The sequence below is a fragment of the Pseudomonas sp. NFACC16-2 genome, from assembly GCF_900119205.1.
In the GTDB taxonomy this organism is placed as follows: domain Bacteria; phylum Pseudomonadota; class Gammaproteobacteria; order Pseudomonadales; family Pseudomonadaceae; genus Aquipseudomonas; species Aquipseudomonas fluorescens_Q.
Genome location: NZ_FPIX01000016.1, coordinates 1 through 26,077, shown reverse-complemented (window position 1 = coordinate 26,077; position 26,077 = coordinate 1). Strand labels below are relative to the sequence as shown.

Here is a 26,077-nt window from a genome sequence, read left to right as displayed (position 1 = left end):
CGCCGGGATACCGAAATCGCCCTCACATGGAGTGAACGTCCATGCCGGAAATCGCCGATTACATGTCATGGAATATTGAAAGCCTGTCCTCGAAAAAATGCGCCAAGGACGTCTTTCGCAACGTCAACGTCGCGGCCTGGATCGCCGTGCTGATCGACGAGATGCAGGCCAACGTCATCGGCGTCATGGAAGTGACGCTCGGCACGGGTGAGCAAGCGGTGCAAGTGCTGGTCCAGGCCGTCAATGATCGCAAGAAGCTTGTAGGCTCAGGCAGCAAGTGGAAATACGAGGTGTCGCAGCGAAATATTGAAGTCGCCCATACGTTCGCCCGGCGCGCCGACAAGTACGCGTTGCTTTGGGACGATGCAAACGTCAGTGTCAGCAACATGGCCGTCGCCACCAGCACCAAGGTCATCTTCGCTGACCGCAATCCATTGTTCTGGAACATGCAGGCCAGAACCGCTGGCAAGCCCAAGGAACTCAACTGCCTGCTCTGGCATGCCCCCCAACCCAAGTATCACAAGAAAGATGCGACCATCCAGTTGCTGGCAGATCTCAGCGAAGAGATCGAGATCAACACGGGCAACACGACCTTTTTGATCTCTGGCGACTTCAACTACAACACGGCCAATGCTGCTACCTATGCGCCTCTGACCAGCCTGAAGTTCTCCGGTATATTCGACGGCGAAAAAACGACCCTTACCTCGTTGAAATCGTTCGTCAATGACATCGCCAATCGCGAGAAAATGATCCAGCAAGGCGATGTTGACGACGCCTTTTTGGCAAGCGCCTACGACAACATATTCATCCGTGGCATCACCTCCAATTGGGAACTCAAGGTCTGCGTTCCCAACGTCGTCCTCCAGGAAATCATGGACAGCTTCACCTTCATGATCGTCACCCGCATGCAGCTGCAACTGGCAATGAAGAATGCCAAGATCATCAGCGACCACATGCCTATCGTCATGACTCTCGAAGAATAACCCCAGCGAACTTCGCTCTCTGATGAAGAAATGGCCATGGATATCCAAACGCTTCGCGAGAACCTCAAGATAGGGCTGGACGGGACGACAACCATCGTTGCCAGTACGGTGACCACGGCAAAATTCGCCGACTTTTACGGGCGCATTTTCGACCATCAACCGCTGACCATTTCCAATGCGAGCATCGGTCCCGACGACGCCGGCAATACAGTGCAGCGCGTCGGCACCGCCTCGCTTTTTCGCCAAGTGGCTAACGCTCCCGTAACAGCCACGTTTGTGCTCGACCCGCAAAGCGGCGACGTTACTGTCCAGTTGATGTTCACTTTGATTGGCACAGGACGAAACTGGAAATTTTCCGACAGTTTCCCGGATCTGCCCGTCAGCTTCGACTTCAGTTCCAGTGTCACCGCTCCCCAGACGTCGGCGCTGGACGATCTCACGCTGACCTCGGCATGGTTCTATGCACTGACCGATGCCACTGTCGTTGATATCGACTTGGGCTCCACCAAGACGCCAGTGTCGCTGGACGCAGGGCTCGGTTTCGCCGGCATTGTCGAGCTTAGAGGCGTACTGCTGGCGCTGGAACATCTGCTGGACGTCAACGACCGCTTCGCGATCGGCGGAAACATCGTCGAACCCTCCGTGCAGGTGTCGCCGCTGCGCGAGATCGTTAACAATTTCCCATGGAAAGAGCAAAACTCTCCGCCGGGCATCAGCCTGTTCGTGGACCTGGGACTGGACGTTTCCATTTCCGAAAAGCTTGCGCTTACCCAGACGATCTTCTCGGTCTACAGTCCTTTGAGCGCGAAATGGTGGATGGCCAACCCCAGCTATGAGCCATTCATGGCGATCAGTGGTGCGCTGACGATACCCAGTGCCGGCCTGACCGTTGAGCTGTCGTCGAAGATTCCCAAGGGCACTCGCAAGCTCGTGATCACCGGAGAATTCAGCGGTTTCACCCTGAGCAATCTGGCGGACCTGCTGGACCTGGCAGGCACCTCGACGCTAATCGACTACCTGCCGGGGCCACTGCAAGACGCCCTGCATGATGCCGGCAAGCTGCAGTTGCTGGACGCGGCGATCGCGCTGACGGGGTCGGGCACCGGCCTTAGCGTCGACTATGTCTACCTCACCGTTGGTATCCCGGACGCTCAATGGAAACTGCTGGGCGATGAGTTTCTGCTCGAATCCATATCCGTTGAGTTCCATGTCACCCTGCCTTTCATCAAGCCTGCACCGGGTGCTTCGATAAATGCGTTGTTCCTGATCGGTAATGCCGCCCAAGTAAACGTTAGCGCCGGCTATCCTGATTTCTTCATTGCCGGCGAACTGGAGGACGCGGTTACGCTGCCGCTGCAGGCGCTGGTCACGCGGTACCTGCCGTCGATCCAGCCACCGGCCGATCTGACGATCGACATGCTGTCGGTCAACATCGATACCCAGGCCGGCTACAACTTTTACACCGAAATGGCCGATTCCCCAGGGTGGGTCATTCCACTGGGCCCGCACAACCTGGCCATCGAGGACATTCAATTCGGCTTATCAAAAGGGCTTGGAGCGAACGCTAAGGCCTCGGCTCAGTTTGCCGGCGGGCTGGTCTTCGACGACAACCTGACACTGGCCATGTCTTACGATCCCACTCAGGGACTAGCGTTGCGGGGCGCCCTGCCCCAAGTCACGTTGAACGGGCTGATCGGCTGGTTATGCAACGCCAAGGATGTACTGCCCAGTGGGCTTGGCGACTTGACGTTTACCGACTCGACGTTGTTGATCACCAAGAACCAGGATCAATTCAAGCTTTCGTTCGGAACCCAAGTTGCCAACGCCGGCTCGCTGGCCTTCGAACTCCTGGACCAACAAGGCACCTGGGGCTTTGCTCTGGGCCTGGACTTGTCCCTGTGCAAGCTGTCGGCGCTGCCAGGACTTGCTTCCATCCAGGCGTTCCTGGATATCTTTCCCATTGCCGGCGAGCAGGTGGTGATCGTTTCCACGCTGAAGAAGTCGGATTTCACCTTTCCGGCTTTGGACCTATTTCAAAATCCGCAGATCAAGTCAAAACAGATCACTATTCCGGCCTGGTCAGGTGGACTGCAGGAAGGCTTCTACTTTTACGCGCAGACCCAATTGAAGCAAAACAGGATCCTGCAAAACCTGGCCAGGATGCTGTCCATTTCGCCAGACACTAACCTGAATGCGGGGATATTCATTGGCACCGATGCCGGCACCCAGGCACGGCTTTTCGCAAATATCAGCACGGTGATCAATCGTTCGGTAACGCTCAGCGGGGCCTTGGGCGTTCAGATACAGGCCGAACAGGTTGAGTTCTATCTGACCGCCACCGCTCGCGCCACCCTCGAGTCGCAACCGGTGCGCTTCGATGTCAGCTTGGCAGTCGTGGAAAACGGCGCATTCGTATCGGGCGACATGGTGGTTGAAAACGATAACGGCACCCTCGACTTCTCGGTATTCAAGCTCAAGAGCTTGGCGTTCGAGCTTGGCATTTCCTTCGAAGGCGAACCTTCGATCGGATTTGCCGCCGAACTGGATATAGCCGACATCGATAGCGCCTTGGCGGTGTTCATCGACACCGTGCAACCTAGCCAGTCAATGGTTGCCGGCGCTGTCAGCGACCTCAGCCTGGCCAAGGTCTTTGACGAGTTGACCGGTGCTACTGCCTCGGACTTGCCCGGTTTCCTGCGCGATGTACTCACCCAGATAGCGGTGGGTCGATTGCACAGCTTCGACAGCGACTGGCAGACCTACCACGATGCCCTGAACCATTACGACCTGGCTAAAATTCGTGAGATGTTCGCCGCCGGTGGCGTTGACCTGCCCGCCGATAGTGGCCAGATCCAGTTGATTGTGAACACACCGGACCAGATTTGGTACCTGCTCGATCTTTCCACGATGTACCACTACGAAATGCAGCGTAACGGGGGGCAGATCTCGGTGTCCCTGGAAGCCCAACTGTACGTCGTGCCTCAGCCAGTCAGCATCGCCACATTGACGTTCCCACAGGGCTTCCACATTTTTGCCGATATCCAGTTTCTGTGGATCCGAGAACAGATCAAGGTCGAGGTCATGCCGCAAAAAGGCATCGCCTTCAATGTCGAAATGGCGCCAATCGTCATCGGCAATGACAAGCTGTTCAAGCTCACGGGTGCCCAGGGCTCGAGCGGCCCTAGTGTGCTGCTGTGCACCTTCTCGGACGCCACTAACCCGCAACCGTCCTATCGAACGCCCGCATTCATGATCTCCGGTGAAGCTTATCTACTGGGTATCGGCCCGCAAATCGATATCGATATTCGAGCTGACCATTGTCACTTTGAACTCAAGGACACCACCCTCGGTGGTTCGACCTTCAACCTACAGGCCGATATCGACGGTATCGATTCAATCAACGCACAAGGTTCGGCCAGCGTCGGCATTAACGAGTCCATCGATCTTGGGCCACTCGGCACGCTGAGCATCGACGACACCATCAATGCCGACCTGGCCTTCGGCACCACAGGCCAGGGAATATTTGCCAACGCCTCGTTCAGCTTCACCTTGGCCAGCAGCACGCATGACATCGCCAGCTTCGACCTGGATGTCGACATCGGTCCTCTGGAAAATCTCCCAGGCATCCTGCTGGAGAAGATCAAACAGTTCTTTGTCGGATTGTTCCAAGACGCGAAGAAATGGTTGGAATACGTCTATCAGGGCATCCTGAAGGGCATTGAAGGGATCGAGCAAATCGGCAAGATCCTCAGAGACACCTTCAAACTTGCGTGGAAGCAGGCCGCCATCTTCCTCCAGGCTGTGGGCTATGCGGCCGAGGACGTGGAGAAGATGTTGATTGCAGTCTTCGACAAAACCGTCGAAGAAGCGCAGGAAATCGTCGACTTCCTGTACAACAGCATCAAGAATTGCGCGATGAAGAGCGGCTTGCTGGCCGTTGCATGAGAAATGCTACCGAAGGCCATTGGTAGCTCTTTCATGGCGCTCCAGTCAATTTGCAAGATTAGGCAATCATCCGCCCGGATCGTGCAATCGCTCCCAAACATAGCTTTCTATAGTTAACCAGAGCCAAACCATCCGGAGCTGGTACCCCTATGAGCGCCCTCAACATCAATGGCCGTGAATACACGGTCGACGTAGACCCAAGCACCCCGATTCTTTGGACCTTGCGCGACACGCTGGGCATGACCGGCACCAAGTTCGGCTGCGGCGCGGCGTTGTGTGGCGCTTGCACCGTGCACCTGGATGGCCAGGCCATTCGTTCCTGCGTGACGCCCATTGCCGCCGCCGAAGGCAAGAAAATCACCACCATCGAAGCGGCAACCAACGGCAGCGATCCGGTCGGTAGCGCCGTGCACGATGCATGGGTCAAGCATGATGTGGCGCAATGTGGCTACTGCCAGAGCGGCCAGATCATGAGCGCGACCGCTTTCCTCAAGGCCCAACCCAAGGGCAAGCAGCCCACGGCCGCCGAGATCGACTCGGCCATGGCCGGCAACATCTGCCGCTGTGGCACCTACGCCCGTATCCGCGCCGCGGTGGCTGATGCCGCCAAAGCCCTTGCCTGATCGGAGCAGACCATGTTGAACGAGATCTTCCCGAACGAGCGCCCTCGCGCCTTGCAACTCCTGCTTGAACGCGACGAGGCTGACAGCCCCGCTACGCTGCCGCGCCGCAGTTTTCTCAAGATCGTCGGCATCGGCGGGCTGGCCTTGGGGGCGTTTCCACACCTGGCCCTGGCGCAAGAGACCAGTGGCGCCGCTGTGCCACTCAAACCGAGCCAGCAACCCACGGCATTCGTGCAAATCGCGCCCAGCGGCGAAGTGACGGTGACCATCAACCGCCTGGAGTTCGGCCAAGGCGTGCAGACCGGCTTGCCGATGATTCTTGCCGAAGAACTCGATGCCGACTGGAGCCTGGTACGCAGTCGCAACGGCAACAGTGACGCCGCCTACATGGACCCGAATTTCGGCATTCACCTGACCGGCGGTTCCAACTCGATCAAGAACAGCTACACCCAGTACCGCGAACTCGGCGCCCGTGCCCGCGCCATGTTGCTGAGTGCCGCCGCCGCGCGCTGGAACGTGGACGTGGCGAGCCTGAGCACCCAGGCCGGCACGGTCCTCGGCCCGGCAGGCCGTAAAGCCAGCTACGGCGAACTGGCCGAAGCCGCGATGGCGATGCCGGTGCCCGAGCAGATCACGCTCAAGGATCCCAAGGATTTCCGCATCATCGGCCAGGCCACGACACGCATCGACGCCAAGGCCAAGAGCAGCGGCCAGCAGGATTTTGGCATCGACATGCATCTGCCGGGGCAGCTCACCGCTGTTGTCGCCCGCCCTCCGGTGTTCGGCGCCAAAATCGCCTCCCTGGATGACAGCGCGGCACGTGCCACGAAAGGGGTAAAAGCCGTGTTGCGCGTACCACTGGACGGCGGTGCCGAAGGTGTTGCGGTGGTCGCCGACAGTTACTGGCAGGCAAAGCTGGCACGCGATGCGCTGAAGGTGGAGTGGGATGCGAGCGCTGTAGAAAAAGTGGACAGTGAGAAACAATTGGCTCAATACCGGGAACTGGCCAACCAGCCCGGCCCACTGCACTTTGATGCCGACATGACGCCACTTGCTGGCGCGCCGCATCAACTGGACGCCGAGTTCGTGTTTCCCTACCTCGCCCATGCTCCGATGGAGCCCCTCAATTGCACCGTGCAGCTCGCCGGGGATGGCGCTCAACTGTGGGTCGGTACGCAGTTCCCCGGCGGTGACGGTGCCGCGGCCGCCAAGGTGCTTGGTCTCAAGCCAGAGCAGATCCAGGTGAACGTGCAGACCGCCGGCGGTGGTTTTGGCCGGCGCGGCGTGCCCACCAACGATTTCGTCGTACTGGCTTGCGAGGTCGCCAAGGCCGCGCGCACCGCCGGGGTCAACGCCCCTATCCGCACCCTTTGGAGCCGGGAGGACGACATCAAGGGCGGTTACTATCGGCCCATGCACCTGCACCATGCGCGCATCGGTTTTGACGACAGCGGCAAGGTGCTCGCCTGGGACCACGCCCTGGTGGGCCAATCGATCATCACCGGCACCGTGTTTGGCGGGCGAGTGAAAAACGGCATCGACCCGACCGCCACGGAAGGCCTGCGTGATCCGTATCCGCTGCCCATGCGGCTGACGGTTCATCACCCCAAGCTCAACGTTCCCGTGCTGTGGTGGCGCAGCGTGGGCTCCACCCATACGGCGTTTGTGATGGAAACGCTGATCGACGAGATCGCCCGCACGACCAAGCAGGATCCAGTGGCCTACCGGATGAAGCTGTTTGGCGACCAGAGCCCACGCCATCGCGAGGCGCTGCAATTGGCCGTGGACAAGAGTGAGTATGGCAAGCGCCAGTTGCCGGCGGGCCATGCCTGGGGCGTGGCGGTCCACGAGTCGTTCAGCTCGGTGGTGGCCTACGTCGTCGAAGCCTCGGTGCAGGACGGTCGTCCGGTGCTGCATAACGTGACGGCCGGTGTGCACTGCAACCTGGCGGTCAACCCTCGCAGTGTCGAGGCCCAGGTCCAAGGCGCGGCGCTGATGGGATTGTCGATGTGCCTGCCAGGTGGCGCGATCACGCTGAAAGATGGCGTGGTGCAACAAAGCAATTTTGCTGACTTCAGCGTGCCGCGCATTACCGACATGCCGACATTTGCCGTCCACATCGTGCCCAGCGCCGAGCCTCCTACGGGGATGGGTGAACCCGGCCTGCCGGCACTGGCCCCCGCTTTTGCCAACGCGGTGGCGAGCCTCACGGGTAAACCGTTGCGTGAGTTACCTTTCAAATTGGCGTGACAGGCTGTGAGGCTGTCTGGCCGCAACGCCAGACAAGCCTCACGATCACAAGCGAATGCGCTTGATATCCCGCTGCGGTGGCGCGCCGAACAGGCGGCTGTATTCACGGCTGAACTGCGAGGCACTTTCATAGCCAACCAAGCCCCCTGCACTGCTCGCATCGACATTCTGGCTCAACATCAACTGCCGAGCGGCTTGTAGCCGCAGCTGCTTCTGGTATTGCAACGGACTCATTCCGGTCACGGTGCGAAAATGCTGGCGAAACGTGGATGGACTCATGTGCGCTTGTGCCGCCAGATCGTCCATACGCAACGCCTGGCGAAAATTCAGTTTCAGCCAGGCAACCGTCTTGGCGATGTGCTGGCTGGGTGACCCGGCAGCGATCACATGCAGCAACTGTGGCGCGTGGGCACCGCTCAACAGGCGCGCGATGATCTCTTCCTTGATCAGCGGAGCGACTGTCTCAAGCAGCGACGGTTCCTCCAGCAGGTCTATCAAGCGTCGCAGGGCGTCCAGCACCCTGGTATCCAGCGCTTGTACGGTAACCGGTCGAAACGCGTCGTCCCTCATGCGTTGTGACAACTGCATGCGCTCGGCCACTTGCATCACCATCGTGCTGTCGAATCTCAGCATCATGCCCAGGAACGGCTTGGCGACGCTGGCTTGGGAGATGTGGGAAATGACCGGCAGATCCACGCAGGTCACCATCGACTGGCCCGGCGCGTAAGTCAGTATCTCGTCCCCGAGCATGGCTTGCTTGCGGCCCTGCAAGGTCACGCCGAGACCCAGGCCATAGATGCAGTGCGTCGGCGCGGTGATCGCGTTGCGCCGATGCAGGCTCAAGCCGGCAATGGCGGTGATCTGGTCGCCCTCGCTGGGCACAAGCTGGCTGACCGAACCGGCCAGGCGACTGATGTCGCTGACGCCCTGGTCGCAGTTGAAGTCGGTGTGCACATTTCACTCCTTGGAAACATCGGACCCACGACTTGGTGATGCGAACACTGTTCGCCATCACCGTAAGTCGTTGATCAATATGGACGCAGTATGCTGGGTCGGCGGTTCGAGTCGCTTGCCTGATTGACGCAATTTCTTACTCGATTTAACGATCCGTAGCTCGCATCAGTCACCTCGGGCCAGAAATGACAATATGTTTCAGGAGTTTGGGGGGCACAAAGTGATGGTTTGGCTGGGTGCCTAAAGATTCTGGAAGATGTAGCCGGTTGACCGTTGATCATCCAGCGCGACCCCCACTTGCAGCAGGCGTTGGGCCAGGGCCGGCGTTTCGACCCGCACTTTCCAATCCAGGCCTGTCGGTGCCACGGGGGCGCGATCGTAGCGAATGATCGCTTCAGTCAACTGCGCCCGATCAGGCAAGTACACCGCCAACGCGTTGCCCTTCCAGGCGGCGACGTTCATGCCCATCGCTTCACACAGCGCAATCTTGGCCTGGGCATCGTCCCTGTCCGCCTGGCGGGAGCGTTCGATCTGATCGGCCAGGATCGGATCGACAACGCGGTCGCTGAACAAGACCTCGCCCGTCTCCCAGACCTCAGGCGGACAGACCTTGTCGGCAGGACGCAAGGCAATGAGCGGATTGATTTCCATCGGATAGATTCGACAGACCAGCGGCCGCTCTTCATAGATGCCGCAACGACCATCGTCGCCGAGATTGCGGCACTGCGTCAGCGCATTGCCCGCCAGTACCGCCACGACTCGAATCTGGGCATCGCCACTGGTGACGGCCACGGCCCGTTGGGCGCTGTGGGCGAATTGCCTAGGCTCGGAAGGCCAGGTTGACTCATCGAACGCCTCCAGTATGACCGCCACCTCATGTCCGCGGTGTAGCCACTGCCTTGCCTCATCCAACGTCAGTGGAATCAGCCGCCCCTTGCAGCAGATCCCGCAGCCGTTGCAGGCAAAGCGGATCGTGTTGTTTTCCATATCAAGCACTCGCACACATGTTTTCGATGGCCTACAGAAGTCCCCGCCACTCGGATACAGCTGTGGCAGGGCCTCAGGGCCGCGAGAGTATGTGGAGCGAAACGCCTATCCGTTTGCCGGATTCGCCGGCATGTTTGCCTGATCCAAGGTGATTTCAGGTATCAGCCTTTGGGAGGCGAATCCGTTGTTTCGGGTTACCCTTCACTTCAGATACCGGGAACGCGGCCTCACTGGAGGTGATCGGCGTCGATCACGGCTTGGGCGAACGCCCGCGGTGCTTCTTGCGGCAAGTTGTGGCCGACACCGCCATCGATCAGGCGATGTTCGTATTGGCCAGTGAAACGCTTGGCATAGGCTTCGGCGGGCGGATGAGGAGCGCCATTGGCATCACCCTCCAAGGTGATGGTCGGCACGCTGATCGACGGGAACGTCGCCAGTTTCTTTTCCAGCGCATCGTATTTGGCCTCGCCCTTGACCAGGCCCAGGCGCCAGCGATAGTTGAAGATTGAAACGGCGACATGATCGGGGTTCTGCAAAGCGGCGGCACTGCGCTCATACGTTGCGTCATCGAAGTTCCACTTGGGCGACGCCAGCTTCCAGATCAGTTTGGCGAAGTCGTGGGTGTTTTTCTCGTAACCGAGGCGGCCGCGCTCGGTCGCAAAGTAGAACTGATACCACCACTGCAGTTCGGCGGCCGGTGGTAGCGGTGTCTTGCCGGCCTCTTGGCTGCCGATCAGGTAGCCACTCACCGCCACCAGCGCCTTCACCCGCTCCGGCCAAAGGGCCGCGACAATGTCGGCGGTGCGTGCGCCCCAGTCATAACCGCCGAGCACGGCCTGCTTGATCTTCAGCGCGTCCATGAAATCAATCAGATCGCTTGCCAGTACGCAAGGCTGGCCGTTGCGCAGGGTCTTGGCCGACAGGAAGCGCGTGTCGCCATAACCGCGGGCGTACGGGATCAGCACGCGATAGCCCTTCTCTGCCAGCGCGGGTGCCACATCCGCGTAGCTGTGAATGTCATAGGGCCAACCATGCAGCAGGATGACCACCGGCCCATCGGCGGGGCCGACCTCGGCATAGGAAACGTCCAGCAGGCCAGCCTTGACGTGCTTCAGCGCGCCGAACGAGGTGTGACTGCCGGGGGTAATCGTGCCGACAGTGTTCGCGGACACATCGGCCGCGCTTGCCTGGGAAGCGGTCAATCCCAAGGCGCCCAGTTGCATCATTGCGCACGCCAACGTGGTTGCTGCGAGCAGGCGGCAATGCCGGGGTGCGGATGTGGGGTTCAACAGAGGTGTGTCCATGTGGAGCTCCTTGCAAACGGCTTGGGGGTGAGCCAATGAGACGGGCTTGGGTTGTCTCGATGGGCTCATTAGACGTCGGCCAGGTATCGCGCGTGTGTCATCGAAGCGCTTAGAAGAAACAGTCCGTATCTGTACAGGTGATGGATACACGGAGATACATGTGATTGATGGGTATCAGACTACCCACATCGCCTGAAAGCACATATGTCTGCGCCGTGTCCATCACAAAAGTCTGAAAAAACACAGCTGTATCGTCTTTGCCAGCTGATATCGTTCAAAGAAACTTCGAGGCCGCGGATACGGCGCTTTTCCCACAGCGTTTTTCAACCGCGAGGGCGAGTTGATTAACTTTTTCCCTTGCGTTCTTTTCGGTCACTTTTCCTCGTAAGCCAAAGCAGTCCCGACATGATGCGATCGGCTTTACGGTGGTGATCGTTAAAGCGCACGGCGATGTGGCCTTGCTTTATGATGTTCGCCATCTCATGACTGACTGATGGAACCCCCATGACTTTCGATTTCGACACGGTATTGGAACGCCACGGCACCGGCAGTACCAAATGGAGCCGCTACCCGGCCGATGTGTTGCCGATGTGGGTCGCCGATATGGACTTCCCCGCCCCACCGGTGATCATCGACGCGCTGCACAAGCGCCTGGAACATCCGATGCTGGGCTACAGCGTGGCCCAGGACGATCTGCGCGCCGCCGTCGTGGCCGATCTGTGGAGCAAGTACGCCTGGCGCGTCGAGCCCCAGCAGATTGTGTTCCTGCCGGGTGTCGAACCGGGCTTCAACATGGCCCTGCATGCCTTGGTAGAGCCCCAGCAGAATGTCGTGGTGCAGGTGCCCAACTACCCGCCGCTGCGCAACGCCCCAGGTCACTGGCAGTTGAACAAAGTGGAATTGCCATTCAACCCGGTCAACGGTGAATTCCACACGCCATTGGCTGCGTTGCGCGAGGCCTTGCAGGGCGGTGGCGCGCTGTTGCTGAGCAATCCTCACAACCCGTTGGGCAAGGTGTTTGACCGCCAGGAACTCAAGGCCGTGGCAGACATCTGCCTGGAGCAGGACGCCTGGATCATCTCCGACGAAATCCATGCCGAACTGTGCTTCGACGGCCGTGTGCACATTCCAACCGCCTCCCTCAGCCCGGAGATTGCCGAGCGCACCATCACCCTGATGTCCGCCAGCAAGGCCTTCAATATCGCCGGGTTGAAGACCTCGTTCGCCATTATCCAGAACGCCAAGCTGCGCGAACGGGTCAACAGCGCCCGGGCCGGCATGGTCGACAGCGTCAATGCCCTGGGCCTTGAAGCGACCCGTGCGGCCTATAGCGAAGCCGGTCCGTGGCTAGAGGCCCTGAAGGCGTACCTGCAAGCCAACCGCGATTACCTGGTCGATGCAGTGAACACTCGCCTGCCGGGCATCACCATGACCGTACCCCAGGGCACTTACCTGGCTTGGCTGGATTGCTCCGGGTTGGGACTGGATGACCCGCAGGGCTTCTTCTTGAAAGAAGCCAAGGTGGGGCTGAGTGCCGGCCTGGATTTTGGCGACGACGCCGGTCAGTTCGTGCGCTTGAATTTCGGCTGCCCGCAGGCGCTGCTGGAGGAAGGGATCGCGCGGATGGAGCGCAGCCTGAAGGCCAGGGGCTGATCCAAAGACCAACGCCCCCCTGTGGTGAGGGGATAAATCCCCTCGCCACAATAGTCATCTGCCACAATCGCTTTATTCATGCATATCCGGCGCATGGACAAAGCACAGCTTGTTGCCCTCCGGATCGCGGCAATAGGCCCCGAAATAGCCTTCGCAATACTGCGGCCTCGGGCCGGGTGGGCCTTCGTCGGAGCCGCCCATGGCGATCGCCTGCTCCCAGGCAGCACGCACGGTTTGCGGGGAGTCCGCGGCGAAGCTCACTTGCATGCCATTGCCCCACGTAGCGGGCAGGCCATTGAAAGGCAGCTGGACGAAAACCTGGGGCCAATGCTTGCCGGGCTGACGCCAGCCTTCTCCTGGCGGGCCCGAATCATTTTCGCCCTCGATGCGCTCCAGCCCCAGGCAGCCGAGGACTGCATCATAAAAAGCGACCATTGTCGGCAGGTCGCGCGCGCCGATCTGTATGTGGCTGAACATTGTCCTGCTCCTTAAACGACACCTGCACTCACATTGGAGAATACAGGGCCGTCCAATGTTCGCCAGGCCCCTCTATTCGCCGACGAAACACGCCTCATTACGCTCATCGACTGGCCGGACAATTCGACCGAACTCTGCCCGAAAACCCAAAGTCCACCCTCCATCGCAACCCACCTGGAGAACGACAATGGTCGACTACCCTTTTCCACCTTTCCCGAAACAAAGCCAGCCGGTGCCCGGCACCCAGCGCAAAATGGACCCTTACCCGGACTGTGGCGAACAGAGCTACACCGGCTCCGGACGCCTGGCGAACAAAATCGCCCTGATCACCGGTGCCGACAGCGGCATCGGTCGCGCCGTCGCCATTGCCTTTGCCCGTGAAGGCGCGGACGTGGCGATTGCCTACCTGGACGAGCATGAAGACGCCCGGGAAACCGCGCGCTGGGTCGAGCAGGCCGGGCGCCAATGCCTATTGCTGCCCGGAGACCTGGCAAACAAAGACCAGTGCCGCAAAATCGTCGATGAAACCGTCGCCCGCTTCGGGCATATCGACGTCCTGGTCAACAACGCCGCGTTCCAGATGACCCACGAAAACCTGGAGGATATTCCCGACGAAGAATGGGTGCGTACGTTCGATATCAACATCACCGCGATGTTCAGGATCTGCCAGGCCGCCGTGCCGCACATGAAACCGGGGGGCTCGATCATCAACACCAGTTCGGTCAACTCCGACATGCCCAAGCCGACGCTGCTGGCGTATGCCACTACCAAGGGCGCCATCGCCAACTTCACCGGCGGCTTGGCGCAAATGCTCGGCCCCAAGGGCATCCGTGTGAACAGCGTGGCTCCAGGACCGATCTGGACGCCGCTGATCGTGGCGACCATGCCCGAGCAAGAGGTACAGAATTTCGGCTCCCAGACCCCGCTCGGCCGCCCCGGCCAACCGGTTGAAGTGGCGCCGATCTACGTGCTGCTGGCCTCGGACGAAGGCAGCTACATTTCCGGAGCCCGTTATGGGGTTACCGGGGGCAAGCCGATGCTCTGATCAAGGCTAAGACTGCTTTTGTGGCGAGGGGATTTATCCCCGCTAGGCTGCGAAGCAGCCCTAAAAAGCTCACTTGGTATATCAGGCTGATCCCGAGTGTTTGCCTACTGGGGCTGCTTCGCAGCCCAACGGGGATAAATCCCCTCGCCACAATGAAGTTCGCCAGCACTCAGGGTTACTCCTTGGCAATCACCGAAATTTTCCCATTGCGCTCGATGATCGCGAACTTGATCTGCTCCAGGGTCTCGATACCCTGGCTTGAGCGCGCCGCTTCCATGATGTCGGCTTCTACCAGCCGGGCATGACGCATCCGGCCCTGGAGGATTCGCCCGTCCTCGACGATGACAGTCGGGCCACCGTCGATCAGTTGTGACACCCACTGGGAACGTTGCTTGAGTAGCGACAATCCCACGTCGATGGCGATCAGCGTCACAATCACCATCAACGCGTTGGTGAGCGAAAAATCATCCCCCAGCAACGCCTGCTGAGTCGCCTCGCCGATGATCATCAACAACACGAAGTCGAAGGTGGTGAGTTCCGCCAGCGACCGGCGTCCAGCGATCTTGAACAACACCAGCAATGCCAGGTAAATCGCAGCTGCCCGCAGCACCGAATCCATAGGTCACCTAAGGAAAAATGAACTGATTGAAACTCACCGAGGCACCGCCAGGGGTTGCGATGCGGCTGTGATAGGTCCCGAAACCCTCGCCGAGCAATGACAGGTGCAGGCTGGCCTGCCCTCGTTCATCGGCCTGTACCCAGAGGGTCATGCCCTGCCCCGCGCCCGCCGAGCGCAGGGGTGCAGGTTGCAACGCTTGCACCTCGAAACCTTCCAGCCAATCGCCACCCAACTCGACTTCCAACACGGCATTGGGCTGGCCCTTGAGACGGATGACCAGGACGTTGCTGGAGCCGTTGCGGTGGAAGGCCTGATACTCGACGCCCAGGCTGCCGTCGTCGCTGTGCAGCTCCCGGTTGCTCAGCGGGCCACGGGAGAACAGCCCCAGCAAGGCCAGGATCACCAACAGCACCAACACGTACCAGCCAATTCGCTCGAAACGCCAGACCTTGTGCTGGAACGCCATGTCTTCGCGTACCGGAAACTGGCGGCTGCGGTGGTCGTCCCGCTCGTATGGATCGCTCATGGCCGCCCTCCTAGCGCCGCTCGCCGGCCACGGCGCGCTGGTGAAAGCCGGGCAGTTGTTGCAGCACGTATTCGGCGGCCCACAATTGCACCTGACCGCGACTGCCGAAGAAGCGCACGCAACGGCTGAACAGTGCTCGCTGACCGTCCACATCGAACGCCCAGGCAAAGCAGACGGTGCCGGCGGGTATTCCGTCCTTGTCGTCTGGCCCGAGCAGACCGGTGGTGGCCACCGCCGCATTGGCATTGGCATCGTGCAAGGCGCCGAGGGCCATTTCCTCGGCGACTTCACGGCTGGTGAGATTGAAGGTCTCGATGGTGCGCGGGCTGACGCCGAGCAAGCGCTGCTTGGCCTCAGGGGAGTACACCACATAACCGCTTTCGATCAGTGAACCACTGCCGGGCACCTCGGCCAGCAATGTGACGATCTGGCCGGCGGTGCAGGATTCGGCTGTGGTCAGGCGCAGGTCATGATCGCGCAAATAATCAACCAGGATTTGGGCAACAGTCATGGCAGACGGTCCTTCGGGATGCTGATGGGTTGACCGCTACCGTTGTGTTTCATTCCCTTTATCGCCCCGTTGGCCAGGCCCAGCAAATAAATGAAACCCGAGTCTTTTTCTGTACCTCAAACTCCATAAGGGCCTCATGCAGAGGCCGTCCTGATCAGGAGGTCGTCATGTCCGCACCTTTCGTCAAACTGTTCACACAGCCCGAATTCGCCTGGGCCGACATTCGCGAGCAGGAACAGGCTCATCCGCGCCACTACCTGGCTCATTTGCTGCTGCTCGCGCTGATCCCCACGGTATGCCTGTTCATCGGCACGACATGGACCGGATGGAGCCTGGCCGAAAACGAAACGGTACGGCTCAGCAGTGCCAGCGCGCTTCAATTGTGCGTGCTGCTGTACCTGACCATCGTCGTCGGCGTCACGTTGATGGGGCTGTTCATCCGCTGGATGTCCCGCACTTTCGAAGCGCGCCCGACGGTCAACCAATGCATCGGCTTCGCCGCCTATACCGCAACGCCGTACTTCCTGGCCGGAATCTTCGGGCTTTACCCGAGCCGCTGGTTGGCCGTGGCGGTGCTGTTGCTGGCATCGGCCTACTCGACATTCCTGCTGTTCGTCGGGCTGCCCAAGTTCATGGGCCTCAAGAAGGAACAGGGCCTGCTGTATTCGGCGAGTGTCTGGGGCGTGGGCCTGCTGGTCCTGGTGACGATCCTGGTGGAAATGATCCTGCTCTGGTTCAACTACCTGCAGCCGGAATATTTGCGTGTCCCGGTGGGCTGAATGCGTCTTCGGGGTGCACAATGCCGATGACAGCGGCTTGAGGTTATCCGGTTAAACTTTCTTCATACCGATACGCCTGCGCATCTCAGCCGTAATACTCTGCCGAGTTCGCTTGAGCCCAGCCCAAGGCTCATGCCCAACTTCCGCCAGACGCTCATGAACATTGTGCACATTCCACATGTTCGCCCCCTTGAGCTCAGCCACCTCCTCACGAAATATCGGCACCGACACCGGCAACCCCTCCCGGGTCCGGGCGGCGTAGGCACAAATCGTCGTAGCGCCCAACCCATTGCGCAGGTAATCGATGAAAATCCGCCCTACCCGATTCTTCGGCCCGGACACCGCCGAAAAACGGTCTGGCAGCAGCTTGGCCATGTGACTGACAATCGCATGACTGAAGCCCTTGACCTCGTCCCAACCCAGTTTGCGCGTCAGCGGCACCACCACATGAATGCCCTTGCCGCCGCTGGTCTTGAGGAACGCCTTGAGCCCTAGTTCATCGAGCACCGACAAGGTGAGCTGCGTCGCCTCGACCATGCTTTTCCAGGGCAGCGCCGGGTCCGGGTCAAGGTCGAGGACGAAGCGGTCGGGCTTGTCCAGATCGACAGACGTGGCATTCCAGGTGTGCAGTTCCACCGTGCTCATCTGCACCGCGCCGATCAGCGCCTCGGCGTTGTTGATGATCATCACCGGCTGCCCGGTCAGTTCCTTGTCCAGGCTGGTGATACCGGGAATTGCCAGGCGCTCGGGGTTCTTCTGGAAGAACAGCTCACCGGCGATGCCATCCGGCGCCCGGACCAAGGCGACCGGGCGGTCTTCCAGTTCCGGCAGGATGAATTCGGCCACGCTGGCGTAGTACTCGGCCAGTTGCAGCTTGGTGGTGCCGCTGCTGGCGTCAATGACCCGCTCCGGATGGGTGATGCGGACCTTGCCGTCCAAGGCCGCTGCCTTGGCCTTGCTCTTGGTCCTGGCCGATGTCGCGCCAGGCTCATCCTTGGCTTTGGTTTTTTTTGCCGTTGCGTTTTTTTTCACAGGCTTGGCCAGCTCCGGAGTGATGTCCTTGGCCGGCTTGTCGTTGCGCAAGCCATGGAAGACCGCATGGCGCACCGAGCCGTCCTTGGTCATTTCGGCAAAGGCCACTTCGGCCAGCAGCTTCGGTTCCAGCCAATGCACGCCCTTGGCTTCGTAGCCGGTGGGCGGGTTCACCACGGCGGCCTTTTTCGTCTCCAGGGGCAGCAATTGCTGGTAGATGCTTTTGAGGGTGGTTTCGTTGAACCCGGTGCCGACCTTGCCGGCGTAGCGCAACTGGCCGCTGTCGGCATCATGCAGCCCCAGCAACAAGGCACCGAAGGCACTGCGAGCGCCCTTGGGCTCGCTGAAGCCCACCAGCACGAACTCCTGGCGATTCTTGCACTTGAGCTTGATCCAGTCGTTGCTGCGCCGGGACACATAGGTGCTGCCGACGCGCTTGCCGATCAGCCCTTCCATCTGCATCTGACAGGCGCTATTGAGCAGCGCTTCAGGGGTTTCTTCGAAGGCATCGGAAAACCGCAGCAGAGGGCTTTGGTTGGGCTCCAGCACGGCGGCCAAGGCGGCCCGGCGCTCTTGCACCGGTACATTGCGTAAATCCATGCCATTGAGATAAGGCACGTCGAACAGGTAATAGGCGATTTTGCCGCTGCTGCCGGCCTCGAAGGCGTTTTGCAAAGCCTGGAAGTCCGGCACACCCTGCTCGTTGGCGACCACCATCTCGCCGTCGAGCCAGGCCGATTCCAAGCCCAGCGCGGCCAATGCTTCGGCTTGGCTTGGCAATTTGTGGGTCCAGTCATGGCCGTTGCGGGTCAGCAGCCTTACATCGCCGTTTTCGATCCGCGCCATGACCCGGTAACCGTCGAACTTGATTTCATAGAGCCACTCGCCGTCGGGCGCGCTTTCCACCAGGGTCGCCAGTTCCGGCTTGAGGGTGTCCGGCAGCGGCCTGGCGACCGCGCCGCTGAGGGTGGTTTTCGACGGGCGTTTCGGCGATTTCGGCTGGACGGCTTTTTCCGCTTGTTTCACCGCTTTGGCTGCAGCGGCCTTGCCTCGACGCTTGGGCACGAGGGTGCGATCGCTGAGCACGCTGTCCGGCTCGGCCTGGACCACGTCGTATTCGCTCTCGGGGCGGGCGGCCTGGTCCTGGTGCTTGATCAGGAACCACTGCTCCTGCTTGCCGGGCATGTGGGTGCGTACCAGGTTCCACAGGCCGCTGAGCTTTTCCCCTTGTAGCTCGAACTTGAGCCGGCCTTTTTCATAGGCCTCGTGGGGATCGCCCTGGGGAATCCAGACGCCTCGGTCCCAGACGATCACGTCACCGGCGCCGTAATGGCCCTCGGGGATGTTGCCTTCGAACGTGGCGTAATCCAGCGGATGGTCTTCGACATGCACCGCCAGACGCTTGGCTTTCGGGTCCAGGGAGGGGCCTTTGGGCACCGCCCAGCTCTTGAGTGCACCGTCCAGTTCCAGCCGAAAATCGTAATGCAGCCGCGAGGCGTCGTGTTTTTGAATACAGAACTGCAAGGCATGGGCCGTCTTCGCCGATTGGCGCGAGCGCTTCGCCGCCGGCTCCGGGGTGGCGGCGAAGTCCCGCATACGGTTGTAGTCATCCAGGGTCTTGCTGCTCATGGACCACCAGCCACCTGTTGCAACGCCGGATCGGCAACCGGCAGCCCGACGGTTTCCGCGAGCAATTGATCGACCACGCGGCCCAGGGCCTGTTCGACGGAATCGCCCAGCAGCAGCCCCTGTTCGAAGAGGACGATTTGCCGGTCGGCGCTGGTGCCTTCCTGCACCATGCGGCGCACCTGCTTGAAAACGTCCTGGACGCCCAGCTCTGCTGCGGTCTCACCGAAGGTTTGCTCGGCCAGGGTCAGCCATTCACCGATCAGCATCGGCTGCTCCTGCCCCTCGACGATGAACTCCGCGAGAATCCCATGACGCTTGGCCCGCCAGCGATTTTCCTTGAGGATCCACTGGGACATCTGGCTGTAGTGGGCGCCAGGCCGGCGCTGCGCCACGGCATGGGCCACCATCAGGCGAAACAGCGAGACGAGGCACAGGACGTCGTCGACCCGAGGACAGGCATCACAAATGCGCAGTTCCAGCGTGGGGTAACGTGAGGAAGGCCGTATCACCCACCAGCAATCGCTGGGTTGGCGAATGGACCCGGTACGCATGAGCATGTCGACGTAGCTGGCGAACGCCGACTCGTCTTCGAAAAACTCCGGCACGCCCATGCGTGGCCATTCATCGCAGGCCACTTGTCGATAGCTGCTGAAGCCACTGTAGCCACCGTTCCAGAACGGCGATGAAGCGCTCAGGGCCAGGAACATCGGCAACCAGGGCAGGATCTCATTCATGACCCGCACCCGATCCTGAGTGGCCGGAACTTCCACATGGATATGCAGGCCCGACAGCACGCTGCGCCTCGCCACCCGTTGATAATCATCGAACAGTTGCTGGAAATGCAGCTCGTCGGTCGGCTGCAGCACTTGGGTCGTCATCGGATGTGAACCGGCACTGAGCAGACCCAGGCCATAGGGTGCCAACCGCTGGTTCAAGCCCGTACGCACCTGGCTCAGGTAATCGGCCGCCTCTGACAGGCTGCGAAAGATGGGCGATGCCATCTCGACCTGGCACAAGAACATTTCATGGGCGAAATGCTTGCCCAGCTCGGCCTGGCAAGCTGCGATCGCTTGTGCGGGTGGCTCGCCTGGCATGCAACGGGTTTGCAGATCGGTAATGAAATACTCCTCTTCAATGCCGAATTTCATGCGCCTGTTCATCGATAATCCCTCCGATAACCCCGCCGATACCTGCGCCAATGCGGGTTACAACCAACGCCACCACGGCGATCCTTTCCACGTCCTGATAACCCGGCGTCAGCAATTCCTCACCAAACACGTCCGGGTCCAATTCCTTGTAGGTCCAGCCGAAATCCGCCGAGTCACGCCATTGGCCCAGCGCTTCCAGGAACGGGTCGCGCCCATCCACCATCGCCACGCCGGTGTAGAGCACCAGCGAGCCGCCCGGTGTCAGCCGGGGCAAGGCCTGGTCGACGATACGCAACGACAACCCGGCGCCCAGTGCGCCGCCGCCATGGCGATAGGCGCGCTCGGATGGATCAGCCATGTACGGCGGGTTGGCGACGATCAGATCGAAGTTGCCTGGCACGTCCTGCAGCACGTCGCTGCGAGCGACCTCGACATTGCCCACCTCGGCCAGCGCGGCGTTCACGGCGCTCAGGCGCAAGGCTTGCGGGTTGATGTCCACCGCCAGTACTTGCGCTTCACGCCGGGCGCGGGCCATCACGATCGCACCGACGCCGGCGCCACAACCGATGTCCACGGCGCGATGTACCGCCGTGAAGTTCTGCTGCAGATGAGTATGGATCAGTTGGGCGAAGCGGTAGCTGTCAGGGCCGAAAAACACCGCATCGGTGGCCTGGGTGGGGAACGGCGAATGAGCGAACAGCAAGCCATCCAGGCTCGACCAGCGCACCCGGCTGCGCAGCAGGCCGTCGTGCTCTTCCAGCACTTGGGCCTCTTGCAGTTGCCGCTGTTCATCGGCACTGATCAGTCCCGGCGCAAATGGCCGTGACCAACCGAACACGTCCCGCAAGGTCTTGGAGCGTTCATTGCCGGGGCGCTGGTTGACTCGCTCGTGGGTCAACGGCGTTGGGGTAATGAAACGGTAGCCGTCGGCTTGCAGCCGCCGGCCCAGTTGCAACAGCGCAAGGTCCCGCTCGGACAGGCGTTCTTCATTCATGCAGGGCTCCCTAGCGAAGTGCGGATTTGAGTTCGATGAACCGACGAGTCGCCAACAGGCCGGCCGGATGGCTATGACGCCGGGCACAGAGCCAGGGCATCAGAACTTGCATCTGCTCGTTGGGCGTCCGCCCTTGCAGTGCCTGTTGCAAGCTTTGTACATCGGGATCGTCCATCGGCGTCGTCGGCTCGCAAGCAGCAACCGAAGCGCGCCGGACGCCGGATCTTGTACCCTCGTCCAGCCAGTCACCGGCTATCCAATCGTGCAGCAGCTGTTTTTCGTAGGGGCTGAACACCCCGAACATGGCCGCTCCGGCCCCGTTGACCAGCGTCCAGAAGCGGCTGTTCTGCGGGTCTTCATGGCGTTTGATCCAGCCTTTGTTCTGCATTGCCGCCAAGAATCCTTCCAACTGGCCCGGCGCCGAAAGCCACTGGTTGACGGTCTTGCCTTCGAACTTGCAGTAATCGGAATGCATGTGCTGGCCGAACGGACGTTTGCGTTCAAGCATGTCCAGCACTTCGCGGGTCAGGTCGAACGAGTTGATGATGTCCCGGCTGCCCTGCCCCAGGTCGTTGAGGCGATAGCCCAACGTGACCCGGTGCCAGAAGGCTTCACGGTCGGCTTCCATCGGCATCAGCTGCAGCAGCCCTTGTACGGCCTTATGGGCGTGACCGGTGCTGGCGTTGTCGATGGTGACATGAAGGGTGAAATAGTACGGATCGATGTCCAGCTCGCTCAGCTCATAGGCGCTGATCAGCAGATGCAGGGGCAACTGCTCATAGCCCAAGTTGTAGCCGATGACTTCTGGCAGGTATTCGTCGCCGGCATACCCCAGGGCCAGTTGCACGGCGCCTTGCAGATATAGGTCGTCGTCGATGTCCGGGGCATCCGACAGATCGTGTTCGGCGAGCAATTTTCGATAGAGCACCACATGGTTTTGCGCGGGATGACCGTCCCCCAGTTCTTCCAGGTAGGTGCACAGCAACCCTTCGAAACGATGGTCGTGCCAGTGCTTCACCACGCCATACAGCCAGGCGCCGTCGACCCGTTTGGTCGGCGCCACAGCCTGCAGGAAGTACAAGGCGTGGGCCTTGCTGCTGAAGAACTCCCGCGCGCCGCCATTTTTGCGCCGCTCCAGGTAGTCAGCGTACTGCCGGGCCACGCCGGCGCTGTGTTGCTCGACCCAGGACAGCAGCGCCATGGGGTCATCGGGCATCTCCTGAGGAAGCGCCGCGGCCTTTGCGATGCATTCCTGGAGGAACGCTTGGGCGACGGCTTGCGTGTCAGCGTCGTCGGGGCCCTGGAACAGTCGTTCATAGCATTGGCGCACGTGCCCGTCAGGCGTAACAGGGTGCACGGTTCCCGGCTGGGATTGGAGGGGTGTCAGCGCAGTCATAAGGGCCTCTTGGGTTTCGGCGGACGCTGAATCAGCACGTCTCTTCTGTTGCAGAGCACCGGCAACGACGAAAAATTCCGTTGGGTTGAAGGGCAGGCGGATAAACGGGTTGTCCGTTCACGAGGGGAACCCTCGTTTCGCTCCAACCCTCGAATACTGAGAACCACCCCCAGCTGTTGAATGTGGCAACGGCGCTGTTGTGCCGAGGAGCTTGTTCCCGCTGGACGCGAAGCGGCCCATGCAAGGGGCGCGGTCAAAGCGTTTTTACGACTGCTTCGCAGCCGAGCGGGAGCAAGCTCCCTCGCCATGGGGCTCACTCACCGGCCGTACCAAGCGCTATCCAAGGAGCAACGATGACTTTCACGGTATGGGTAGCGGTGCTCGGTGCGGTGTTGCTGACCCTGGCCTTGACCTCCTCCTATCTGCGCTGGATGCCGGTCACCACCTCGGCGATGTGCCTGGTACTGGGCGTTGCCATCGGGCCGATGGGATTGGACGTGCTGAAGCTGGACATCAGCGAGTCGGCGGTCTGGATGGAACACCTCACGGAGGTCGCGGTGGTGTTTTCATTGTTCGTCAGCGGCCTCAAGTTGCGTTTGCCCCTCAAGAACCGTACCTGGCGAGTCGCCTATGGGCTGGCCGGGCCCGTGATGATCCTGTGCATCGCCGGCCTGTGCCTGGCATTGCATTATCTGTTGGGCCTGGGTTGGGGCGTGTCGATGCTGATTGGCGCGATGTTGGCACCTACCGACCCGGTGCTGGCGGCGCTGGTGCAGGTCAACGACGCGCGCGATGACGACCGGGTGCGTTTCGGCCTGTCGGGCGAAGCGGGACTGAACGACGGGACGGCGTTTCCTTTTGTGATCCTCGGCCTGTTGATGCTGCGTGAAGACGGCAGCGGTTTTCTCGGTGAATGGCTGCTGCGTAACGTCCTCTGGGCGGTGCCGGCCGGTTTGCTGGTCGGCTACTGGATGGGCCGCGGCATTGGCAAGCTGACCTTGTCGATGCGCATCAGGAATGCCGACAGCACGCTGTCGCCCAATGACTACCTGGCCCTGGCGCTGATTGCCCTGGCTTACGTCGTGGCAGAGTGGATCCAGGGCTATGGTTTTCTCTCAGTGTTCGCCGCCGGCCTGGGGCTGCGCCAGGCTGAGGTCAAATCCACCGATGAAGCGGCGCCGCCGGCAGAACACCTGGTGCAACCGGTGGTGGGCCATGAAACCGTCGATCCCCAACAGGCCGTCGCGGGTGATACCGAGTCGCTGGACGATGGTCAATTGGCCGCTGGGGTCATGATGAGCGACATGCTCGCATTCGGCAGCCTGGTGGAGCGATCGATGGAAGTGTTTCTGGTCACCCTGCTGGGGGTCGTGCTGGCCAACCATTGGGACTGGCGGGCCTTGGCGATCGGTGCCCTGCTGTTTGCCGTCATCCGCCCGTTGAGTGTGCTGGCGTTACCCTGGGGGCGATTGCTCGACGGACCGCAACGGCTGCTGATCGGTTGGTTCGGCATCCGCGGGATCGGCAGCTTGTTCTATTTGTTTTTCGCCTTGAACAATGACCTGCAGCCGGAGGTGGCGCAGCTGTGCATCAACCTCACCCTGTCGGTGGTGGCCTTGAGTATTCTGGTTCATGGCGTCACGACCCAACCGACCCTGGCATGGTATGAGCGCCGCAAGCAGCCGAGGTGAGGCACTGCGGCAGGAGATGAACGCTGTTGTGGCGAGGGAGCTTGCTCCCGCTGAGCTGCGAAGCTGCCCCAAGCTTTGCGGTTGCTGCGCAACCGAGCGGGAGCAAGCTCCCTCGCCACGATGATGTTCGTCCGCAAGATCGCGTGGCTCAACCGCCAGGATCGCCCATCTGGATATAGACCGAATACACCCCCAGCAATACCCAGAAGGTGGCGAAGATCCATGGTGTACGCACCGAGAACAGCAGCGACTTGCGATAGCCTTTGTGCGTCGACTCGCGCTCGCTGAACAGCGGTGACTCGTCGTAGGCCAGGCCCATCAAGGGTTCGGCGCGCAATAGCTCGCTCTGCTTGAAATGCCAATGATCGATGATTTCGTAGGCCGCCTTGATGCCCGGCCAGGCATTGAGCGAGCTCAAGAATCCCAGCAAGGCCAAAAATGGCGGCACGATCAACGTGAACAACTTGCCCCACTCCGGGTTCAGGTTGGCCATGCACGAAGCAAAGGCGATCACCAGGAAAGATTGGGCGGCCAGGTAAGCGTCGGTTCGGTTGGCCAGGATGCTGGTTTCGTACTGGATTTCCCGGCGATAGAAATCCAGTCGCTCCTTGGGCGAGCCAAACAGTTTGGCGTTGTGTTCCGTCAGTTCTTCTTCCGGGGTTGGCCCGGTGAGTATTCTGGGCATTGCGCAGGCGGTGCCTCGATGATGATTCGGACTCATTAGAAGAACCCGGCGCGCGGCAAGTTCAAGCCAATGGACCGTAGGTGCATCCAACATCCGGGGAAACGCTCCCCAACCGCCAGGGTCTCTAGTTCATAAGGGCAAGAGGACGATTGTGTGGATTATCTTGGATGGGTGCAATGGCCAGCGATGCTCGTCACGGTGCTGGCCGCCTGGTTGATCGGCTCACGCCAACCGCGACGCCGGATGGCGGGATTCAGTTGTTTTATTGCAAGCAATATTCTGTGGGTGATCTGGGGGCTTCATACCCGCGCGTATGCGTTGATCGTGTTGCAGTTTTGCCTGTGTGCGATGAATTTGCGGGGGTTCAGGAAGAACACTGAATAGGCATATTCCCTTTTTAGGCAGGCATCTTCCCCTAGTGGTGAGGGGATTTATCCCCGTTGGGCTGCGCAGCAGCCCCTCTATCCGCCTGATATGCCGAGGCGTCGGTACTATGGAGGGCCGCTTCGCGCCCCGGCGGGGATAAATCCCATAGGCGCTAACCAAACTCCAAAAATAGTAAACTGATCCGCAATTGAGATGAGTTGCAAGGAAAGCAAGTGTGACACCAGGACTAGATGAAGATTGGCCAAAGCTGTTAGCGCTATTGCCTGCGGGATGGGAAGCCAAGGCCAGGGAATTGGGGGCGTTGAAGTTCGGGCGCCGTTTCACCCCAGAGACTTTATTACGCACCCTATTGCTGTATCTGAGCAGTGATTGTTCGATGCGCGAAACGGCGGCGCGAGCCGACGTAGAACTGTCGGATGTTGGCTTGCTCAAACGAGTCGATAAATCGGGGAATTGGCT

General features: G+C 60.3%; 21 protein-coding genes and 1 pseudogene. 10 read left to right on the top strand and 12 right to left on the bottom strand.

Annotated features, from left to right (window positions below; all coding sequences use genetic code 11):
* The first annotated feature begins 41 nt into the window (after positions 1-41).
* The 4 genes from BT116_RS15130 (at position 42) to BT116_RS15115 (ending at position 7,801) form a co-directional block, all read left to right on the top strand.
* Positions 42-983: an exonuclease/endonuclease/phosphatase family protein gene (locus BT116_RS15130; RefSeq protein WP_072345192.1), complete on the top strand. Its 942-nt coding sequence runs from the start codon at positions 42-44 to the stop codon at positions 981-983.
* Positions 984-1,019: 36 nt separating this feature from the next.
* The gene (locus BT116_RS15125) at positions 1,020-4,928 is read left to right on the top strand and encodes a hypothetical protein (protein WP_072345190.1); all 3,909 of its coding nucleotides are present in this window, start codon (positions 1,020-1,022) and stop codon (positions 4,926-4,928) included.
* Positions 4,929-5,077: 149 nt separating this feature from the next.
* Entirely contained in the window at positions 5,078-5,551 is a 474-nt protein-coding gene (locus tag BT116_RS15120) for a (2Fe-2S)-binding protein (RefSeq protein ID WP_072345188.1), read from the top strand.
* Between the two features lie 12 nt (positions 5,552-5,563).
* Entirely contained in the window at positions 5,564-7,801 is a 2,238-nt protein-coding gene (locus BT116_RS15115; protein ID WP_072345186.1) for a xanthine dehydrogenase family protein molybdopterin-binding subunit, read from the top strand.
* A gap of 45 nt (positions 7,802-7,846) precedes the next feature.
* Here BT116_RS15115 and BT116_RS15110 read toward each other — a convergent pair whose 3' ends face one another.
* The 3 genes from BT116_RS15110 to BT116_RS15100 all read right to left on the bottom strand — a co-directional run bounded on the left by BT116_RS15110 (position 7,847) and on the right by BT116_RS15100 (position 11,046).
* Complete coding sequence (locus BT116_RS15110) at positions 7,847-8,755, bottom strand: AraC family transcriptional regulator (protein WP_072345184.1); 909 nt, start codon at positions 8,753-8,755, stop codon at positions 7,847-7,849.
* Between the two features lie 240 nt (positions 8,756-8,995).
* A complete protein-coding gene (locus BT116_RS15105; RefSeq protein ID WP_072345182.1) occupies positions 8,996-9,742 on the bottom strand; it encodes a YkgJ family cysteine cluster protein in 747 nt (248 codons plus the stop codon).
* Positions 9,743-9,969: 227 nt separating this feature from the next.
* On the bottom strand, positions 9,970-11,046 hold the full coding sequence (locus tag BT116_RS15100; RefSeq protein ID WP_072345180.1) for an alpha/beta fold hydrolase: 1,077 nt from the start codon (positions 11,044-11,046) through the stop codon (positions 9,970-9,972).
* Positions 11,047-11,550: 504 nt separating this feature from the next.
* Here BT116_RS15100 and BT116_RS15095 point away from each other — a divergent pair.
* A complete protein-coding gene (locus tag BT116_RS15095) occupies positions 11,551-12,699 on the top strand; it encodes a MalY/PatB family protein (RefSeq protein ID WP_072345178.1) in 1,149 nt (382 codons plus the stop codon).
* A gap of 72 nt (positions 12,700-12,771) precedes the next feature.
* Here the strand turns inward: BT116_RS15095 and BT116_RS15090 are convergent, their stop codons facing one another.
* Positions 12,772-13,176 (bottom strand): VOC family protein, encoded by a 405-nt coding sequence (locus BT116_RS15090; protein ID WP_063321290.1) that lies wholly within the window; start codon positions 13,174-13,176, stop codon positions 12,772-12,774.
* A 187-nt stretch (positions 13,177-13,363) separates the two neighbouring features.
* Between BT116_RS15090 and BT116_RS15085 the strand changes: the two genes are divergently transcribed.
* Positions 13,364-14,221 carry an SDR family oxidoreductase gene (locus BT116_RS15085; RefSeq protein WP_072345176.1) on the top strand — a complete coding sequence of 286 codons (858 nt, stop codon included), beginning with the start codon at positions 13,364-13,366 and terminating at the stop codon, positions 14,219-14,221.
* 175 nt (positions 14,222-14,396) lie between these two features.
* On the opposite strand, the gene BT116_RS15080 is transcribed toward BT116_RS15085, so the two are convergent.
* Genes BT116_RS15080 through BT116_RS15070 form a run of 3 tightly spaced genes read right to left on the bottom strand, consistent with a single transcriptional unit; the run spans position 14,397 to position 15,877 of the window.
* Complete coding sequence (locus tag BT116_RS15080) at positions 14,397-14,840, bottom strand: DUF421 domain-containing protein (RefSeq protein ID WP_072345174.1); 444 nt, start codon at positions 14,838-14,840, stop codon at positions 14,397-14,399.
* Positions 14,841-14,847: 7 nt separating this feature from the next.
* The gene (locus tag BT116_RS15075) at positions 14,848-15,366 is read right to left on the bottom strand and encodes a hypothetical protein (RefSeq protein WP_072345172.1); all 519 of its coding nucleotides are present in this window, start codon (positions 15,364-15,366) and stop codon (positions 14,848-14,850) included.
* 10 nt (positions 15,367-15,376) lie between these two features.
* Positions 15,377-15,877, bottom strand: a complete 501-nt coding sequence (locus BT116_RS15070) for a CinA family protein (RefSeq protein ID WP_072345170.1) — start codon at positions 15,875-15,877, stop codon at positions 15,377-15,379.
* A gap of 167 nt (positions 15,878-16,044) precedes the next feature.
* Here BT116_RS15070 and BT116_RS15065 point away from each other — a divergent pair, with 167 nt between their 5' ends.
* A complete protein-coding gene (locus BT116_RS15065; protein ID WP_072345168.1) occupies positions 16,045-16,656 on the top strand; it encodes a Yip1 family protein in 612 nt (203 codons plus the stop codon).
* 51 nt (positions 16,657-16,707) lie between these two features.
* Here BT116_RS15065 and ligD read toward each other — a convergent pair whose 3' ends face one another.
* The 4 genes from ligD to BT116_RS15045 are packed head-to-tail and all read right to left on the bottom strand — an operon-like array spanning position 16,708 to position 22,855.
* A complete protein-coding gene (gene ligD / locus BT116_RS15060; RefSeq protein WP_072345165.1) occupies positions 16,708-19,317 on the bottom strand; it encodes a DNA ligase D in 2,610 nt (869 codons plus the stop codon).
* Entirely contained in the window at positions 19,314-20,477 is a 1,164-nt protein-coding gene (locus tag BT116_RS15055) for a carboxylate-amine ligase (protein ID WP_072345163.1), read from the bottom strand. Before BT116_RS15055 ends, ligD begins: the two co-directional genes overlap by 4 nt.
* The gene (locus tag BT116_RS15050) at positions 20,449-21,459 is read right to left on the bottom strand and encodes a methyltransferase (RefSeq protein WP_072345161.1); all 1,011 of its coding nucleotides are present in this window, start codon (positions 21,457-21,459) and stop codon (positions 20,449-20,451) included. The genes BT116_RS15055 and BT116_RS15050 overlap by 29 nt, the downstream gene beginning before the upstream one ends.
* Before the next feature lie 10 nt (positions 21,460-21,469).
* Entirely contained in the window at positions 21,470-22,855 is a 1,386-nt protein-coding gene (locus tag BT116_RS15045; protein ID WP_072345159.1) for an iron-containing redox enzyme family protein, read from the bottom strand.
* Between the two features lie 353 nt (positions 22,856-23,208).
* Between BT116_RS15045 and BT116_RS15040 the strand changes: the two genes are divergently transcribed.
* Positions 23,209-24,546, top strand: coding sequence for a cation:proton antiporter (locus BT116_RS15040; protein ID WP_072345157.1), 1,338 nt, complete (start codon positions 23,209-23,211; stop codon positions 24,544-24,546).
* A 148-nt stretch (positions 24,547-24,694) separates the two neighbouring features.
* Here the strand turns inward: BT116_RS15040 and BT116_RS15035 are convergent, their stop codons facing one another.
* Positions 24,695-25,231 carry a hypothetical protein gene (locus tag BT116_RS15035; protein ID WP_003201795.1) on the bottom strand — a complete coding sequence of 179 codons (537 nt, stop codon included), beginning with the start codon at positions 25,229-25,231 and terminating at the stop codon, positions 24,695-24,697.
* 153 nt (positions 25,232-25,384) lie between these two features.
* On the opposite strand from BT116_RS15035, the gene BT116_RS15030 reads away from it, so the two are divergent.
* On the top strand, positions 25,385-25,615 hold the full coding sequence (locus BT116_RS15030) for a hypothetical protein (RefSeq protein ID WP_072345155.1): 231 nt from the start codon (positions 25,385-25,387) through the stop codon (positions 25,613-25,615).
* 217 nt (positions 25,616-25,832) lie between these two features.
* Positions 25,833-26,077, top strand: a pseudogene (locus tag BT116_RS31240) (IS4 family transposase); the annotation flags it as partial.

What these genes read in the sequence shown, in the direction of transcription:
- BT116_RS15100 (WP_072345180.1), bottom strand. Translation starts at nt 11,046, where the DNA reads ATGGACACACCTCTGTTGAACCCCACATCCGCACCCCGGCATTGCCGC.
- BT116_RS15115 (WP_072345186.1), top strand. Translation starts at nt 5,564, where the DNA reads ATGTTGAACGAGATCTTCCCGAACGAGCGCCCTCGCGCCTTGCAACTC.
- ligD (WP_072345165.1), bottom strand. Translation starts at nt 19,317, where the DNA reads ATGAGCAGCAAGACCCTGGATGACTACAACCGTATGCGGGACTTCGCC.
- BT116_RS15070 (WP_072345170.1), bottom strand. Translation starts at nt 15,877, where the DNA reads ATGACTGTTGCCCAAATCCTGGTTGATTATTTGCGCGATCATGACCTG.
- BT116_RS15090 (WP_063321290.1), bottom strand. Translation starts at nt 13,176, where the DNA reads ATGTTCAGCCACATACAGATCGGCGCGCGCGACCTGCCGACAATGGTC.
- BT116_RS15035 (WP_003201795.1), bottom strand. Translation starts at nt 25,231, where the DNA reads ATGCCCAGAATACTCACCGGGCCAACCCCGGAAGAAGAACTGACGGAA.
- BT116_RS15055 (WP_072345163.1), bottom strand. Translation starts at nt 20,477, where the DNA reads ATGAACAGGCGCATGAAATTCGGCATTGAAGAGGAGTATTTCATTACC.
- BT116_RS15045 (WP_072345159.1), bottom strand. Translation starts at nt 22,855, where the DNA reads ATGACTGCGCTGACACCCCTCCAATCCCAGCCGGGAACCGTGCACCCT.
- BT116_RS15130 (WP_072345192.1), top strand. Translation starts at nt 42, where the DNA reads ATGCCGGAAATCGCCGATTACATGTCATGGAATATTGAAAGCCTGTCC.
- BT116_RS15125 (WP_072345190.1), top strand. Translation starts at nt 1,020, where the DNA reads ATGGATATCCAAACGCTTCGCGAGAACCTCAAGATAGGGCTGGACGGG.
- BT116_RS15120 (WP_072345188.1), top strand. Translation starts at nt 5,078, where the DNA reads ATGAGCGCCCTCAACATCAATGGCCGTGAATACACGGTCGACGTAGAC.
- BT116_RS15105 (WP_072345182.1), bottom strand. Translation starts at nt 9,742, where the DNA reads ATGGAAAACAACACGATCCGCTTTGCCTGCAACGGCTGCGGGATCTGC.
- BT116_RS15080 (WP_072345174.1), bottom strand. Translation starts at nt 14,840, where the DNA reads ATGGATTCGGTGCTGCGGGCAGCTGCGATTTACCTGGCATTGCTGGTG.
- BT116_RS15050 (WP_072345161.1), bottom strand. Translation starts at nt 21,459, where the DNA reads ATGAATGAAGAACGCCTGTCCGAGCGGGACCTTGCGCTGTTGCAACTG.
- BT116_RS15085 (WP_072345176.1), top strand. Translation starts at nt 13,364, where the DNA reads ATGGTCGACTACCCTTTTCCACCTTTCCCGAAACAAAGCCAGCCGGTG.
- BT116_RS15075 (WP_072345172.1), bottom strand. Translation starts at nt 15,366, where the DNA reads ATGAGCGATCCATACGAGCGGGACGACCACCGCAGCCGCCAGTTTCCG.
- BT116_RS15095 (WP_072345178.1), top strand. Translation starts at nt 11,551, where the DNA reads ATGACTTTCGATTTCGACACGGTATTGGAACGCCACGGCACCGGCAGT.
- BT116_RS15040 (WP_072345157.1), top strand. Translation starts at nt 23,209, where the DNA reads ATGACTTTCACGGTATGGGTAGCGGTGCTCGGTGCGGTGTTGCTGACC.
- BT116_RS15065 (WP_072345168.1), top strand. Translation starts at nt 16,045, where the DNA reads ATGTCCGCACCTTTCGTCAAACTGTTCACACAGCCCGAATTCGCCTGG.